Here is a 15,529-nt window from a genome sequence, read left to right on the forward strand (position 1 = left end):
CACCGGGCGGCCTTGGGATGCACGACATTTACAGAAGCGACCTTTCACCAACGGCTGCGAGCAGCAGGATCGGGAACTCCGAATCAGCCTGACCGACCGCGAGTGCAACCCATCGGCCGGCGCCCGGATGCCAGACGAACATCTCGCCGCTGAGCTGGCAAAGCTCGCTTATCGGCTCAGGCGCTGGGATCTCATTCTCCAGGTAAGGCCGCAGATCGACCACCTCAGGTCCGCCCCAGCGCGACGTCAGGGCGGTGGCCAGCGCCTCGAAGGCGGCGGCGATCTCTTCCTCTGCCGCCTCGACGACATCCTCACTGCGGTCGTCCCAAAAGTCCCTGCTGGCCTTCAGGACGCACATGTGGTGGCGCTGTCCGCTGGAGTGATAGCCCTCCCAAGTCCCTCTGGCCGGCACCGTTCGTTCTTCGCTCGGGAAAGGGCGGGCCAGCAGGTCATCGACAGTGGCGAGTCGATCTTCCGTGGTCATGCGATAAGGGTAGAGATCCGGTGAAGGTTCTTGGCCACCACACTGGAGGCTCCTAATCTCGCCGGGCCCCGTCGGGCCAGATCACCCGCACGGGCACCTCTCGCCGCCGCGCCTCGGCCACCACATCAGCAGTCCCGCCGTAACCTCGGGCAGGCTGCCCGTCCCAGACGGCGAACAAGACCTCGGCATCGTCCAGCATCCGCGCGCTGGCCGCCATGTGCGATGCCGCGGTGGACTCCACAGAGTCCAGCCGGTGAGTCCGGACCGCCCGGCCCAGCAACTCGTCGTACGCAGCATGGCACTCGCCCGGCAGCCCGTCCCGATAGTCCTTGGCCGGGATCACGGCTTCCAGCACACCCCCGAGATCGAGTACCGCACGAGCGAAGATCTGATCAGCCCCGTCCGCCAGACAGGACAACCCGGTGACTCCAGGACCGTACTCAGCAAGCGCCTCACGTACCGCCCCGTCGATCAGTACGGCGGTCTCCTCCGGCAAGCCCCGATGACCGGACACAGCGATGCGAACCATGATCCCCCTAGATCAGAGTGGCGTGAAGACGCTCGTCGAACGAGCGCAGAGCACCGGACGACGGTCCGGCATACGAGCGGCGGAAGTTCTTGACCCGGTGCAGGACACGCTCGGAGCCATACGTCGTAGCCACGGTGAGCGCATTGGACGCCAGATACAGCGCCTCGTCGTAGCGTCCCGACATGGCCTCAGCCGTCGCCACCTCCGTCATGAGCACACCCCGCTGCTTCGCACCGGGTTGGGCCGACGAAAGCGACTCATTGAACGCGGCAACGGCTTCAATCGGCCGCTTGAGCCGTACCATCACCAGGGCCCGATACCCCGCCAGCTTGGCGTGATCGAACGGGAACACCCAAGGCCAGGGCGGTGCAGCGGCCCGCTCACCAGCCCGTACCGCCGCCTCAGCCGCGCTCAACGCCTGAAGCGCTGCCGCCTCGTCTCGCGCGGTCGCATGGCCGAGCGCTTCGAGGCTCGACAGCCACGCGCGGGCGATGGCCGGGGGCCGCTCCCCGATCTCCCGCCGCGCCCGCGCCAAGAGATTCAGTCCGATCAGCGGATCGTCGCCGTCGATCTCGAACGCGGCCAGACTTCCGATCATGTACGCCGCCAGCAGCGCATGGTTGGCCTGTCGTGCACTGTCGACGGCGCGACGGTAGTAGAGCCGCGCCGAACCGGTGTCCTGCATATCGGCATGCACCCAGGCCGCGAAGCCTGCCGCCTCGCTCAGACCGGCCCGGATCTCATCAGCTTGCGGAGACCGCGACGCGCGGCCGAGAACGCGCCTTGCGAGATCGACCTGCGCTACAGCCGGCCTGGCGAGTTCGCGCGCAGGCGTGACCGCCTCCAATCGACGCTGGGCGCCCGTGATGCTGGTAAGCGTGGCGGCTGTCGTCTCGTCCACATCGGAACGCTTGGGCAGGGCCACCCCCGCCAGCGCGGTCAACGCCACGGCCTTGCCGAAATCTCTGCGCTTCGTTGGATCGTCATCCCCTCGGGCTCCGAATCGAAGCAAGTGAAGCGGCACCCCGATCTGGATGGATATCTCCCGAACCTGGTCCACGGTGAGCGGCTGACGGCCACGCAACACCTTGGACACCCAGCTCTGGGAGTAGCCGACCGCCTCAGCGAACTGGCCCTGCGTCCAACCGTGCGCCCGCCGCACCTCTTCGAGGATGGTTGGTAGATCGCACTCGGCGAGAGCGGCGGCCACAACTGGCCCGGACCAGAACTGCGGCGGTATCTGGGTCACAACGCTAGGTTAAGCCGCTGCCCTCGGCCGTACCGATATTCGTGACGGGAATACCCGTACCACCAGCAGCACTAGGCCGTTCACCTACGGTTTCGCGACGGCGACGCTCGGTACATGAATGCACTACCGCCTCAGCCCCTGGCCGGCGCACAACGGCTGGCCGCTGCTCTTGCAGAGAAAGGAATCACTACCGACGTCCATCACGACTACGGCACGCCCATGGTGTCGGTCTGGGTCGGCCTGATCGTATGGTGCGAGGACGGCATGTACTGGTGGCGCACTGGCTGGAACCCGCGGAGACACCGAGCGATCTACGCAGGCCACCCCTTCACTGACCCGGCCCGCGCGGCCCACCGAGTCACCCTTCGCTACACGGAACTGCGCATGTCACATCCCCTCTCGCCACTGATCGCCGGGGTGCAGCAGTGTCTCTGACCGTGCAGCAAATACTCAGCAGATTCCCTGGCTGGCAGATCATCGACATGTCCGGAGGCTGGGTCGCCATGCGAGTCAATTTCGTGTCCAAGAACAGCGGTCTCTCCAACGTGCGTTGCGGAGAGACCTTGGAGGAACTGGCCGGAAATCTACACGCCGAGATCAGGCACCAGAAGTCGCGGCAGCCTGCGGTAGGCAGGTAATTCGATGGCAACCCGACCCGGAGCGCAGGGCGTCCAGGCCCGAGCACCGGAAGCGGGGCGGCAGTCTCTCGAACACTCCTCATCGCGGGGCCCAGTCAGCGCGCGGCTACGGGCACTAACAGCCTTCCCTGTGTCCCTCCTTCACCCGAGCAGCCCCGAGGATCCTCTATCCGCACAACCCTTTACCTTGCGGCTGGTCCTAATAACAGTAGGGGACGCCCTTAACACCAAGCATGCTCTCTGTAAAGTAAGCCATATATTCCCTTAACGCTCGAATCTTCTTACTTCTCCTGATTCTGTCGAAAGTATGTCGGAACCACGGCCTACCCTCGCTCCATGGTTCGTGTCAGCTCGTATGTGAAACGAGTGAATGGCAAGCTGGTCCGAGTTAAGGCGTACGTACGAAGTGCCCCTGGCTCCCGCTCGAAGTCCGACTCCGACTCACTTAGCCCGATCTGGCTTCTGACAGTCGCGATGCTCGTCATCGCAGCCATCTTTGGAGGCATCGCCGCTGGCGCGACTTCCTCGCCGAGCACCTCTGATGTCGAGGCTGCACCGGGCCGGGGAGTCGCCGCTCCAGCAGCGCTTCCACCTGGCCCTATAGGGAGCCTCGCTGAAGCCCTTCGCACCGCACGGCTGAATAGTGGTCTCTCCAAAAATCAGGTAAGTACGCAGACGGGAATCGACGAATCTACTATCGACGGCTTCGAGCGAGCACAGATCATTCCGAATAATAGTGATCTTAAGAAGCTCACTCCGATCTACGGTCTTTCAGAAGATCAGTGGAACCGGCTCGAGATTATGAGACTTGAGATCCTCGGTGAGGCTTTTTGAGGGTCACTGAGCGTTTTCCAACCTGAAGCCGCAGGTCGCTGGCATGCCGTGTGGGAGGACTTGATCGCCGGGTAGAGGAGCTCTCGAGTAGAAAGGGCGTCGACCAAGATCAACCGTTATCTGGAGGATCCGAGTCGCTGCTTCCCATCTGGATGATGTCTCGCGTACGGTCGCCTGGGCCGCAGGTGACGCGGTCCAACGATGTTCGTCGCGCTGCACGACCTCCTCAACGGCGCCGCCGGCACCTTTCGAGACGGGGACAATCAAAGCGTGAGGAAACTGGTCGCCTGTCTCGCCCTGGCATCGCTAACGTCCTGCGGGCACAGCGAAGATCAACGAATCGTGCGCTCCTTCGCCGAGATGGAGCAGGTGGCCCAGACGGCCGGACCGGACGACGGCGTAACAAGTCAGGCGCAGCAGATCGGGGAGATCGAGTTTCAGGCCATCTACCGAGAGGGCGACCGCGTCTATTTCAAGGTCGGCGAGAACGCGCCCGGCGTGGACCCCTACGGCTACGTCTGGAGCCCTAACCGCGCACCGGTCGACGACTCCAACCCGTCGGTCGCTTCATCCTTCGAGCACATCCAGGGTCCTTGGTATCGCTGGAGCGACAGCTACTGAGCCTTCCATCCTGAGGGTTCGGCCTCAGAAGGCTGAAGAGCGGCGGCGGAGGAGAAGAAGAAGAAGAGGCTTCCGGTAAGACAGCCGTCGACCAAGATCCGATGCCTCTACCGGAGAGCCTCGTTGCTGTCTTACCCCGCCGCGATACCGCTGTCCAATCACACCCTGATCCGCCTGGCCGAGCTGATCCGCGACCGCCGGGCCGAACGGCGCTGCCGGTGGCGGCGCCTGGATGCAGCCCGGCAAGCCCTGCTGGTGCTGGCCCACCTGCGCAATGGCGACACCTACGCACGTCTGGCCGCAGGGTTCGCCATCGGCACCAGCACCGCCTGGCGCTACGTCCGCGAGGCGGTCGATCTGCTTGCCACGCTCGCCGCCGACGTCACCGCCGCCGCCTTACGCGCCTGCCGGCTGGCCTACACCATCCTTGACGGCACCCTGATCCCGATCGACCGGCTGGCCGACGAGCGGCCGTACTACTCCGGAAAACATAAACGCCACGATATGAACGCCCAGGTCCTGGCCGACCCGGCGGGCCGGCTGGTGTGGGCCTCGCCCGCCCTACCCGGCGCCACCCACGACCTGACCGCGGCACGCACCACCGGCCTGATCGACGCGCTGACCACCGCGAAGGTGAAGACCTTCGCCGACAAGGGATACCAGGGCGCAGGCGGCACCATCCGCACCCCGTTCAAGCGCCACCGGCTCCGGCCGCCGCTGTCGCGCCACCAGCGATCGGTCAACCGCGCTCACGCCCGCATCCGCGCTCGCGGCGAACGCGCCGTCGCCACCTTGAAGACCTGGAAGGTCCTGGCCCAACTGCGCTGCTGCCCGCACCGCACCACCCCGATCGTGCAGGCCATCCTCGTCCTGCAGCTCATCGAAGAAGGCCGCTACTCAGGATGAAAAGCGCTCACTGTGGCCCGGCGATCAGGCTGATTTCACTGCCAGGCCGTCCAGTGCTAGGTTGCCCGGCCGTCTGAAAGGTGCGCCTCGGGTGCCGCGTGGGCGGTGCTGGCCGCGGCCGGCCCCCAGGCCGCAGCGCGGTCCAGCGACCGCCCGACGCGCGGCGGGCCGCCGCAGGCGGCACGCCCTTGACCCTGTAGTGGAACTTGTCGCCGACATCACTAACCGCCACCTCCGCTGAGGGGCGCGCAGAGGTGTCAGGCACCAAGGAAGACACGCGGCGATGCTCTTGCTCTAGCCACGCAGTCTGTGAGCCGATCCCATGCGCAAGCAAGAACGGTGTTCAACCGGAAAGTCTTGTGACCGCTTCATTGACGCTCGCTAACAGAGCGATCCATCCGTTTAGCTTGGCTACATCCCCATTACGGTCTAACCGGTCCAGTAGCTGCCTCCGGTGCTGGGGAAATCTCTTCGTAAGAGTTTCACGACGGCGACCACGCACGTCAGCTGCCTTCAAGAGGCAATCACGCAGGAAGGACTTCGGATCCGCTAAGGTCTCCGCTTCATGTTTCTTGGGCAATCCGAGATGCACACGGCCACGAGGATTTCCAGCAACATGCCTTATCGCCTGCTCATCGAGAAGAAGCCAAGCCTCGGTCATACGCACCGGAATAACCGGAACGAACGCACGAGAGAATCCCACACACCGTATAGCATCAGCTATTTCGTTCCGACGAGCATCTATGCCTGCATTATCGGCATCTCTATGCACCACAACGACGTCTGGCTCAGCCCCACCCATTAGTTTGATCGCTGCCTCTACACGGGAAGCAACATCCTTGCCGACTTTTCCCAAGCGATCGAAATCTGGGGCACTTAGTCTCAGCGCAACCCCTCTATCGGCAAAAAGGCTCTCGACGATGCCAGCCAAAGGCGCATCGGAGCTACCTTCACCAATGAAAACTCCCGCATGCACGCCTGTGCTCATATCGCTAGATCAAGAGGCAGCTGAATGTGCCGCCCCGGAGGCGGAGTCAAGAATTCTATAAGGTCAGCTTCCGAGAAAGCGGGCTTATCTACGGAAGTCCGCCAGGAACCTCTGAACGGCAGCAGAGATAGGGATGAGGCGACAGTTCCATCTACTGTCTTTTGCGGAATCACCGCAGCCAACAGAAGGTCAGCAGGATCGCATAGTTGCACGACACCTGGAGAATGGGTATTGACTATGACTTGACGGAAAGGATTTTCCAAGCCCGGACTCTCCTGAGGGTCCACCGCGAGATCTCGGACGAGCTCGACGATAGCAGGAAGATTTGCGGGATGAATTCCATTCTCGGGCTCCTCCATGCATATCAAGCCCGACACCGTCGGATCCTCTAGCAACACGCATAGCGCCAGGAAGCGTAGCGTTCCCTCGGATAGCGCCCGGGCCGGCAGGCGCAACCCACCCTTTTCCTGCAGAAACAGCGTGAAGACCTCCCGGACGGGATCAGGTTCCACAGACACGCCCTCTACACCTAGACCGGCAAGGTCGGCCAACCGACTCGAAACGCGCGCGTATACTGCAGCCGGATCAGAATCGCGACTTTCATGTCCGCTTTCAGTGGCTATACGAAAGAGTGCGGCCGCCAGATGCCGACCATTAGCCGACATAAATCTGGGTGCAGAGAAATCATCAGGGGCCCTAAGCGAAGAAGGCTCAAGAGCAAGGCGTCTCCAACTCTGCATTTCACGACGCGCAGCGAGAATCGTTGGATAGTCATTCGTGGTGACCGTACTTAGAACCGTACGTCCAGCCCTCGCGGCCGCCCGCGGCTGAGGCTTCCCAAAACTACCCCCGTCTCCATGAACATTGATGACGGTGCCACTTTCGCGCTCCTCCGTCGAAAGAAAGGCTCCACCACGCCTCTGTCCAGTTACAACGGAGCTACGAAACCGCTTTGCACTTAGAGGAAACTTCAAATGCTTTGGTGCATCGCCTCTGGTGATGTGCCGCAATTCCTCGCGGGTGAGCACCAGGCGCCCGATGCTACTCTCGCCACTCGGAGGAGCGTAGCGAATGCTTACCTCATAACGGAGGAACGTCGTCGTCGCATCTGCAACTGCCCCTAGATCATCCTCCACTATAGGCGGAACGATCATTTCCGCTGCAAGATGCATCTCTCTCGGATGCTCCCTGTACCCATCCCAAAAAAGATCACGGGGGTCGCCACCACGAACGCCCGACGCACCTCTGACCTTCTGGGCAGATTCCATCAAGGGCTCGCTCGCCATTGATGAAAGAAATTCAATCGCATCGAAAACATTCGACTTTCCGATGCCGTTGGCTCCGGCTATACACGTGAAGGGGCCAAAGTCCACTTGGACATCCAGGAGGTTCTTGAAGCCCCGTACTTCCAACCGTGTAAGCATGCATATAAGACTAGCGGGCTTTGGGGAGAATGCGAAGCACGATGAGGCCACGGCAGTCTCTTCCCTCCGCTTGAGCGCGCGGCCTGCCGAGTCGCAACTCCACGCGCTCCGGCCCACTACCAGTTCCGCGAGCCTGCTGACCCATGGTCATTCAGCGATTCTCGTGACTGATTGCGACGGGCGTAGATCTACGCCTCGCCGGAGGTCAGGCCGACCGGACAGGCGACACCCGTTCCGCCGATTCCGCAGTAGCCGTTTTTGTTGCGGTGGAGGTACTGCTGGTGATAGTCCTCGGCGTAGTAGAACGGAAGGGGACCCGCCGCCGCGACCTCCGTGGTGATCTCACCATAGCCGGCCGCCTTCAGCACCTCCTGGTAAGCCTCCCGCGACGCCTCCGCCGCCTTCTGCTGCTCCGGCGAGTGGTAGTAGATGGCCGAACGGTACTGCGTCCCCACGTCGTTGCCCTGGCGCATGCCCTGCGTCGGGTCGTGGGCCTCCCAGAAGACCTTCAGGAGCTCCTCGTACGACACCTGAGCCGGGTCGAACGCCACCCGGACGACCTCGGCGTGGCCCGTGAGGCCGCTGCAGACCTCCTCGTACGTCGGGTTGGGGGTGTAGCCGCCCTGGTAGCCCACCGCCGTCGTGACGACCCCGGGCGTCTGCCAGAACTTGCGCTCCGCGCCCCAGAAGCAGCCGAGGCCGAAGTCGGCGATCTCCAGGCCCGGGGGTGGAGTGAGGGGGGCGTCGAGGACCGCGTGGCGGGAGGGGATGGATATCGGGTCCTGGCGGCCAGGGAGGGCGTCCTCGGGTCGGACCATCGATGTCTTGTTTCCGCCGAAAAGCCAGCCCATGGCAAACCTCCAGTAGGTCTCGTCCCAGAGTACATAGCCGCCAACGCTTTAGAGCAGCTACACAATTCCATATAGCGGACGAAATTTGTGTTTAAAGGTTGCTATGCCCGAAAATGGGTTTCATGCCTGATCTTCGGCGCGGTGTCTTGTTCGGGATCGCCGCCTACACCTTGTGGGGCCTGTTCCCCCTCTACTGGCCGCTCCTCAAGCCGTCCGGCGCCGTCGAGATCCTGGCGCACCGCATGGTGTGGTCGCTCGTCGTGGTCGCCGCCGTGCTGGCTGTCCGGCGGCACTGGTCCTGGTTCCGCCCCCTCGTCAGACAGCCCGCGAAGCTGGGGCTTCTCGCGCTGGCCGCCGTGCTCGTCACCGTGAACTGGGGCGTCTACATCTACGCGGTCAACAGCGGGCACGTCGTCGAGAGCTCTCTGGGCTACTTCATCAACCCGCTCGTCAACGTGCTGTTCGGCGTGGTGCTGCTGCGGGAGCGGCTGCGGCCGCTGCAGTGGGCGGCCGTCGGGTTCGGGGCGCTCGCGGTGGTGGTGCTGACGCTGGACTACGGGCGGCTGCCGTGGATCGCGCTCACGCTGGCCACGAGTTTCGGCGTGTACGGGCTGGTCAAGAAGCGGGCCAACGTGGCGGCCACCGAGGGTCTCGCCATCGAGGCCCTGGTTCTGTTCCTTCCCGCGCTCGGCTACATCCTCTTCCTGCAGACGGGCGGGCAGGGAACGTTCGCCGGACAGGGACTCGGGCACGCTCTGCTGCTGATCGGAAGCGGGGTGGCCACCGCCGTGCCGCTGATCTGGTTCGGGGCGGCGGCCATCCGGGTGCCGCTCAGCACCATGGGGCTCCTGCAGTACATCGCGCCGGTCCTGCAGTTCGCCTGCGGCGTGCTGATCGCCAAGGAGACGATGCCGTCCAGCCGGTGGATCGGCTTCTCGATCGTCTGGCTGGCCTTGGCGATCTTCACGTACGACAGCATCAGGGCGGCTCGCGCCGCCCGGCGCGTCCGGCTGTCAGCCAGAACGCTCGACCACGTAGTCACATAGCGCCAAAAATGCGGACCTGGCGGGAATGTCGGGGAGGCCGGAGATGTCGGTACGAGCCCGGTCCACCCACGATTCCAGCTCCGCCCGCGCCTGCCCCATCGCGGGGTGGGCGCGGAGCAAGGTCAGCGTCTCGTCCACATCTTCCTCCGCCACCGGCCCCGACAGCAGCTCACCCAGCCGGGAAGAGGCGTCCGACGCCAGCGCGTACAGGACCGGCAGGGTCTTGACGCCCTCCCGCAGGTCCGTCCCCGGCGTCTTGCCCGACTGCGCGCCGGTGGAGGCCACGTCCAGCAGGTCGTCGCCGAGCTGCCAGGCCACGCCGATGGCCTCGCACGCCCGGCTGAGCCGCTCCTCGACGTCGGCGGGGGCGCCGGACAGCAGCGCGCCGAAGCGGCCGGAGGCGGCGATCAGGGAGCCGGTCTTGTCGGCCAGCACGCCCAGGTAGTGGGTGATCGGGTCCTCACCGTCACGCGGGCCCACGGTCTCGCGGATCTGCCCCTGCACGAGGCGGGAGAACGTCTGCGCCTGGATGCGGATCAGCTCGGGGCCGAGGTCCGCCAGGAGGTCGGACGCCTGGGCGAACAGGTAGTCGCCGGTGAGGATGGCCACGGTGTTGTCCCACCGGGCGTTGGCGGAGGGAGAGCCCCGGCGTACCGGGGCCTCGTCCATGACGTCGTCGTGGTAGAGCGAGCCCAGATGGGTCAGCTCGATCACCACCGCGCCGGGCACGACACCCGGCGCGGACGGGTCGCCGAACTGCGCGGCGAGCAGCAGCATCAGCGTACGGAACCGCTTGCCGCCGGCCTCGATGAGGTGCTTGGACGCCTCCGTGACGAAGGCGTCCTCGCTCTCCACGGACGAGCGCAGGAGTTTCTCGACCGCGGCCATTCCGGTGGCCAGATCCTGCGCCAACCGCTCGTCCTCGATGGGAAGGTCAACCACGGGAGGCGCAGACATACAGGACCCCTTATCTGATGAACAGGCTGCGAGCAGCGTCGTTGGCAACACCGAGCACGGACTCCGGGTAGAGCCCCACCCCTACGGTAACCAGCAGGGAGATGGCGATGACGGCCACGGTCCCCATACTGGGCACCGCGATGGCGGGGCCGTCGGCCGCGGGCTCGCTGAAGAACATCAGCACGATGACGCGGACGTAGAAGAACGCGGCGATGGCCGAGGCCACCACGCCCACCACGACCAGGCCGGCCATCCAGCCGCCCATCGAGTCGCCGGGCTGCGTCCCGCTGTTCAGGGCGGCCGCGAAGACGGCGTACTTGCCGAAGAAGCCGCTCGTCATCGGGATGCCCGCGAAGGCCAGCAGGAAGAACGCGAACACTCCGGCCAGCACCGGCGCGCGCTTGCCGAGCCCGGCCCAGCGCGACAGGTGCCCGGCCTCACCGCCCGGGTCGCGTACGAGCGTGACCACCGCGAACGCGCCCACCGTGGTGATGCCGTAGACCGCGAGGTAGAACAGGATCGCCTTCAGGGAGACGACGTTCTGGTCCGCGGAGCCGAACGTGGCCATTACGCCGACGAGCAGGAAGCCCGCGTGCGCGATGGACGAGTACGCCAGCATCCGCTTGATCTCGGTCTGCGTGATCGCCAGGATCGAGCCGACGATCATGGTGAGCGCGGCGACGCCCCAGATGATCGGCCGCCAGTTCCAGTCGAGGTTGCCCAGACCCACCCAGAACACCCGCAGGACGGCGCCCACGGCCGCGACCAGCGTGCCGGAGGCCATCAGAGCGGTGATCGGGGTCGGAGCGCCCTGGTAGACGTCCGGCTTCCAGGCCTGGAACGGCGCTGCGCCGATCTTGAACAGCAGGCCCACGCCGAGCAGCGCGAGCCCGAGCATCAGGATCGGGTCGAGCGAGGCGCTCTTGGCCATGGCCGCGTTGATGCCGGGCAGCGAGACGGTGCCCGCGAAGCCGTACACCATCGCGGTGCCGTACAGGAAGAAGGCCGAGGAGAACGCGCCCAGCAGGAAGTACTTCATGGACGCCTCCTGCGACAGCAGGCGGCGCCGGCGGGCCAGGCCGCACAGCAGGTAGAGCGGCAGCGACATGACCTCGAGGCCCACGAACATCATCAGCAGGTCGTGGGAGGCCGGGAAGAGCAGCATGCCGCCCACCGCGAAGAGCACCAGCGGGTACACCTCGGTGTGCCCGCCGCCCTCGGCCTCGGCCTCCTCCTCGTCGGCGCTGCCGGGCACGGCCGCGGCCGAGGCGACGAAGTGACCCTCGTCGTTGATCAGCAGTACGCACACGAACGACAGGACGAGGATGACGCCCCAGATGAACAGCGCGGGCCCGTCCACCGCGACCGCGCCCATGGCGACCGGCGCCGTCGGCACGTTGCCGCGCAGGACCTGCACGAGCACCAGCACGAACGCGCCGAACAGGCTCAGCAGGGTGAGCGGGACGTGGATCGACTTGCGCAGGTATCGGGGCGCGAACGCCTCGACCAGCACGCCGATGACGGCCGCGCCGAAGACCACCAGCAGCGGCGCCAGCGTGCCGTACTCGATCGTCGGCGCTGGGATGGAGTTCACTGACCTGTCCCCTTCTCAGCGATGGTGGAGGTCGGCACGTGCACGTTGGTCAGCGTCTGCTGCACCGACGGGTTGATCACGTCGAGCAGCGGCTTGGGGAAGAAGCCGAACCCGATGATCAGTGCGACCAGCGGAGCCAGGACCCAGACCTCGCGGGCGTTCAGGTCCTTGAACGCCTTGACCGGCTCGGCCGTGGGACCGTTCAGGGTGCGCTGGACCATCCACAGGATGTAGACGGCGGCGAGGATCACGGCCACCGCGGAGACCACCGCGGCCACCGTCAGAGCCCCCGAGCCGTGGGCCTGGCTGGAGTACGTGCCGATCATGACCATGAACTCGCTCACGAACGACGAGAGTCCGGGCAGCGAGAGACCGGCCAGACCGGCGACCAGGAAGAAGCCGGCGAGCAGCGGCGCGACCTTCTGCACGCCTCCGTAGTCGCCGATGAACGGCGAGCCGCGCCTGGCGATGAGGAAGCCCGCGGCCAGGAACAGCGCGCCGGTGGCGAAGCCGTGGTTGACCATGTAGAGGGTGGCGCCGGACTGGGCCACGGACGACATGGCGAACACGCCGAGCACGATGAAGCCGAAGTGCGAGATCGACGTGTACGCGATGAGCCGCTTCATGTCGGTCTGCCCGATGGCCACGATGGCGCCGTAGATGATGCTGATGACCGCCAGCACGACGATCGGCATCGTGAACGCCTTGGAGGCGTCGGGGAAGAGCTCCAGGCAGAAGCGGAGCATCCCGAACGTGCCGACCTTGTCCAGCACGCCCACCAGCAGCACGGCGGCGCCGGCGGGAGCCTGCGCGGCCGCGTCGGGCAGCCAGGTGTGCACGGGCCAGAGCGGGGCCTTGATCGCGAAGGCGATGAAGAAGCCGCCGAACAGCCACTTCTGCATGCCCGGGTCCTTGATGGCCCCGATCAGCTCGGGGAACATGAACGTTCCCTTGGCCGCCGCGAAGTACAGCCCGATGACCGCGACCAGCATGAGCAGGCCGCCGAAGAGGGAGTACAGCAGGAACTTGACGGCCGCGTAGGACCGCTGGGCGCCACCGTACGACCCGATCATGAAGTACATCGGGATCAGCATGGCTTCGAAGAAGACGTAGAAGAGGAAGATGTCGGTCGCCGCGAAGACGCCGATCATCATCGTCTCCAGCACCAGCAGCAGCGAGAAGTACGTCTTCACCGACCGCTTGGGCGTGATGAGCGTGCCGTCGGCGGTCTTGACGCCGTCGGCGTCGTGCCAGGAGGCCAGCACCACGAGCGGCACCAGCACCACCGACAGGGCGATCAGCACGAGCGCGACGCCGTCGACACCGACCCCGAACTTCACGCCGAAGCTCGGGATCCAGTTGTACTCGGCCGTGAACTGGAACCGAGGGCCCGACGGCTTGTACCCGGCGGCCATGACGCCCGTGAGGACCAGCGTCAGCAGCGAGACCAGCAGCGTTACCTGCTTGGCCAGCTTGTCACTGCCCTTGGGAAGCAGGGCCACCACGATGGCGCCCACCACGGGCACCGCCATGAGTATCGGAAGCCAGGGTGACATCAGATGTTCCCAACGAGGAGCAGGGCGCCGGTCAGCAGGGCGGCACCGATGAAGATGGACAGCGCGTACGTTCTGGCGAAGCCCGTCTGGAGTCTCCGCAGGCGCCCGGAGCTGCCGCCGATGCCCGCGGCCAGGCCGTTGACGAGACCGTCGATGCCGCGGTTGTCGAAGAACACCGCGATCCGGGTCAGCCACTGGCCGGGACGCATGAAGAGCGACTCGTTGAGCGCGTCACCGTACAGGTCGCGCCGGGCGAACGTGGTGAGGAACGAGCCGCGCGGCTGCACGACCGGTACCTCGGCCCGGCCGTACTTCATCCAGGCGAAGGCCGCGCCGACCGCGACGAGCGCGAGGGTGGCGAGACCCGGCGTGCTGGCGAAGTGGAACACCGGCCGCTCCTCCGGCGCCCCGACGGCCGGGGCGAGGAAGTCCATGAGCCGGTTGCTCAGGATGAGGTAGCCACCCAGGAAGATCGAGCCGATCGACAGGATGATCAGCGGCCAGGTCATGACGGCCGGCGACTCGTGCGGGTGGGCGTCCTCGGCCCAGCGCTTCTCGCCGAAGAAGGTCATGAAGACCATCCGCGACATGTAGAAGCCGGTGATGCCCGCGCCCAGCACGGCCAGCCAGCCCAGGACCTGGTTGTGCTCGACGGCGGTCTCGATGATGCCGTCCTTGGTGAAGTAACCCGACAGCAGCGGGAAGCCGATGATCGCCAGGTAGCCGATGAAGAACGTGATGAAGGTGACCGGCATGACCTTGCGGAGCGCGCCGTACTTCCGCATGTTCACCTCGTCGTTCATGCCGTGCATGACCGAGCCGGCGCCGAGGAACATGTCGGCCTTGAAGAAGCCGTGCGTGATCAGGTGGCCGATCGCGAACGCGTACCCGGCGGGGCCGAGGCCGGCGCCGAGCATCATGTAGCCGATCTGCGACATCGTCGAACCGGCCAGGCCCTTCTTGATGTCGTCCTTGGCGCAACCGATGATCGCACCGGCGAGCAGCGTGGCCGCGCCGACGATGGACACCGCGAGCGCCGCGCCCGAGCCGGGGTGGAAGAAGAACGCTCCGGAGCGGACCACCAGGTAGACACCGGCGGTCACCATGGTCGCGGCGTGGATCAGGGCCGACACGGGGGTCGGGCCCTCCATGGCGTCGAGGAGCCAGGACTGCAGCGGGAGCTGCGCGGACTTGCCGCACGCGCCGAGGAGCAGCAGCAGGCCGATGGCCAGCGTGGTGCCGTTCTCGACGCCGGTCGTCTTGGCCGCGAGGTCCTTGAAGGCGAGCGTGCCGAACGTCGTCCAGATGACGAACATGCCGACCAGCAGGCCGAAGTCGCCGACGCGGTTGACGATGAACGCCTTCTTGGCCGCGACCGCCGCCGACGGCTTGAACTGCCAGAACCCGATCAGCAGGTAAGAAGCCAGACCGACGCCCTCCCAGCCGATGAACAGGCCGACGTAGTTGTCGGCCAGCACCAGCAGGAGCATCGCGGCCACGAACAGGTTCAGGTAGGAGAAGAACCTGCGCCGGTGCTCGTCATGGGCCATGTAGCCGATCGAGTAGATGTGGATCAACGAGCCCACACCCGTGATCAGCAGCGCGAAGCTGATCGACAGCGGGTCGATCAGCAGCCCCATCTTGACCAGGCCGGGGATGAAGTCGTACAGCTCGACGGCCCGCCGGCGCTCCTCTTCCCCGAACCCGATGAGTTGGAAGAACGCCAGCACCGCCACGACGAACGAGGCGAGGGACATGGCCACGCCCAGCAGATGGCCCCAGCGGTTCGTGAACCGGCCGAACACCAGCAGGATGAACGCCCCCACCAAGGGGAAGGCGATCATCAGCCAGG

14 protein-coding genes are annotated in these 15,529 nt (G+C 65.3%); 4 read left to right on the plus strand and 10 right to left on the minus strand.

What is annotated here, in order from left to right; all coding sequences use genetic code 11:
- Positions 1-28 precede the first annotated feature (28 nt).
- The 3 genes from AB0H84_RS02785 to AB0H84_RS02795 are packed head-to-tail and all read right to left on the minus strand — an operon-like array spanning position 29 to position 2,262.
- A complete protein-coding gene (locus AB0H84_RS02785; protein WP_357597114.1) occupies positions 29-484 on the minus strand; it encodes a hypothetical protein in 456 nt (151 codons plus the stop codon).
- A gap of 52 nt (positions 485-536) precedes the next feature.
- Positions 537-1,013, minus strand: coding sequence for a hypothetical protein (locus AB0H84_RS02790; protein WP_357597117.1), 477 nt, complete (start codon positions 1,011-1,013; stop codon positions 537-539).
- Between the two features lie 7 nt (positions 1,014-1,020).
- Positions 1,021-2,262: a helix-turn-helix transcriptional regulator gene (locus tag AB0H84_RS02795; RefSeq protein WP_357597120.1), complete on the minus strand. Its 1,242-nt coding sequence runs from the start codon at positions 2,260-2,262 to the stop codon at positions 1,021-1,023.
- A 974-nt stretch (positions 2,263-3,236) separates the two neighbouring features.
- Between AB0H84_RS02795 and AB0H84_RS02800 the strand changes: the two genes are divergently transcribed.
- The 3 genes from AB0H84_RS02800 (at position 3,237) to AB0H84_RS02810 (ending at position 5,261) form a co-directional block, all read left to right on the plus strand.
- Positions 3,237-3,734 carry a helix-turn-helix domain-containing protein gene (locus AB0H84_RS02800; protein ID WP_357597123.1) on the plus strand — a complete coding sequence of 166 codons (498 nt, stop codon included), beginning with the start codon at positions 3,237-3,239 and terminating at the stop codon, positions 3,732-3,734.
- A gap of 201 nt (positions 3,735-3,935) precedes the next feature.
- Complete coding sequence (locus AB0H84_RS02805) at positions 3,936-4,355, plus strand: hypothetical protein (protein ID WP_357597126.1); 420 nt, start codon at positions 3,936-3,938, stop codon at positions 4,353-4,355.
- A gap of 123 nt (positions 4,356-4,478) precedes the next feature.
- Positions 4,479-5,261, plus strand: coding sequence for a transposase family protein (locus AB0H84_RS02810; RefSeq protein WP_357597129.1), 783 nt, complete (start codon positions 4,479-4,481; stop codon positions 5,259-5,261).
- Between the two features lie 343 nt (positions 5,262-5,604).
- On the opposite strand, the gene AB0H84_RS02815 is transcribed toward AB0H84_RS02810, so the two are convergent.
- From AB0H84_RS02815 to msrA, 3 genes are all read right to left on the minus strand, one after another.
- Positions 5,605-6,249 (minus strand): hypothetical protein, encoded by a 645-nt coding sequence (locus AB0H84_RS02815; RefSeq protein ID WP_357597131.1) that lies wholly within the window; start codon positions 6,247-6,249, stop codon positions 5,605-5,607.
- Positions 6,246-7,673, minus strand: coding sequence for an AAA family ATPase (locus tag AB0H84_RS02820; RefSeq protein WP_357597134.1), 1,428 nt, complete (start codon positions 7,671-7,673; stop codon positions 6,246-6,248). Before AB0H84_RS02820 ends, AB0H84_RS02815 begins: the two co-directional genes overlap by 4 nt.
- A gap of 188 nt (positions 7,674-7,861) precedes the next feature.
- Positions 7,862-8,524 carry a peptide-methionine (S)-S-oxide reductase MsrA gene (gene msrA, locus AB0H84_RS02825; protein ID WP_357597137.1) on the minus strand — a complete coding sequence of 221 codons (663 nt, stop codon included), beginning with the start codon at positions 8,522-8,524 and terminating at the stop codon, positions 7,862-7,864.
- A 122-nt stretch (positions 8,525-8,646) separates the two neighbouring features.
- Between msrA and rarD the strand changes: the two genes are divergently transcribed.
- Positions 8,647-9,570, plus strand: coding sequence for an EamA family transporter RarD (gene rarD, locus AB0H84_RS02830; RefSeq protein ID WP_357597139.1), 924 nt, complete (start codon positions 8,647-8,649; stop codon positions 9,568-9,570).
- Here rarD and AB0H84_RS02835 read toward each other — a convergent pair.
- From AB0H84_RS02835 to nuoL, 4 genes are read right to left on the minus strand one after another with little or no spacing between them, the layout of a single operon-like run.
- Positions 9,538-10,527, minus strand: a complete 990-nt coding sequence (locus AB0H84_RS02835) for a polyprenyl synthetase family protein (protein ID WP_357597142.1) — start codon at positions 10,525-10,527, stop codon at positions 9,538-9,540. The two genes, rarD and AB0H84_RS02835, sit on opposite strands and share 33 nt — an antisense overlap.
- A gap of 10 nt (positions 10,528-10,537) precedes the next feature.
- A complete protein-coding gene (gene nuoN / locus AB0H84_RS02840) occupies positions 10,538-12,121 on the minus strand; it encodes an NADH-quinone oxidoreductase subunit NuoN (protein WP_357597145.1) in 1,584 nt (527 codons plus the stop codon).
- Positions 12,118-13,677 (minus strand): NADH-quinone oxidoreductase subunit M, encoded by a 1,560-nt coding sequence (locus AB0H84_RS02845; protein WP_357597147.1) that lies wholly within the window; start codon positions 13,675-13,677, stop codon positions 12,118-12,120. The genes nuoN and AB0H84_RS02845 overlap by 4 nt, the downstream gene beginning before the upstream one ends.
- The gene (nuoL, locus tag AB0H84_RS02850; RefSeq protein ID WP_357597900.1) at positions 13,677-15,521 is read right to left on the minus strand and encodes an NADH-quinone oxidoreductase subunit L; all 1,845 of its coding nucleotides are present in this window, start codon (positions 15,519-15,521) and stop codon (positions 13,677-13,679) included. The genes AB0H84_RS02845 and nuoL overlap by 1 nt, the downstream gene beginning before the upstream one ends.
- Positions 15,522-15,529: the final 8 nt, after the last annotated feature.

Origin of the sequence: Nonomuraea sp. NPDC050786 (genome assembly GCF_040654115.1) — a bacterium.
GTDB lineage: Bacteria > Actinomycetota > Actinomycetes > Streptosporangiales > Streptosporangiaceae > Nonomuraea.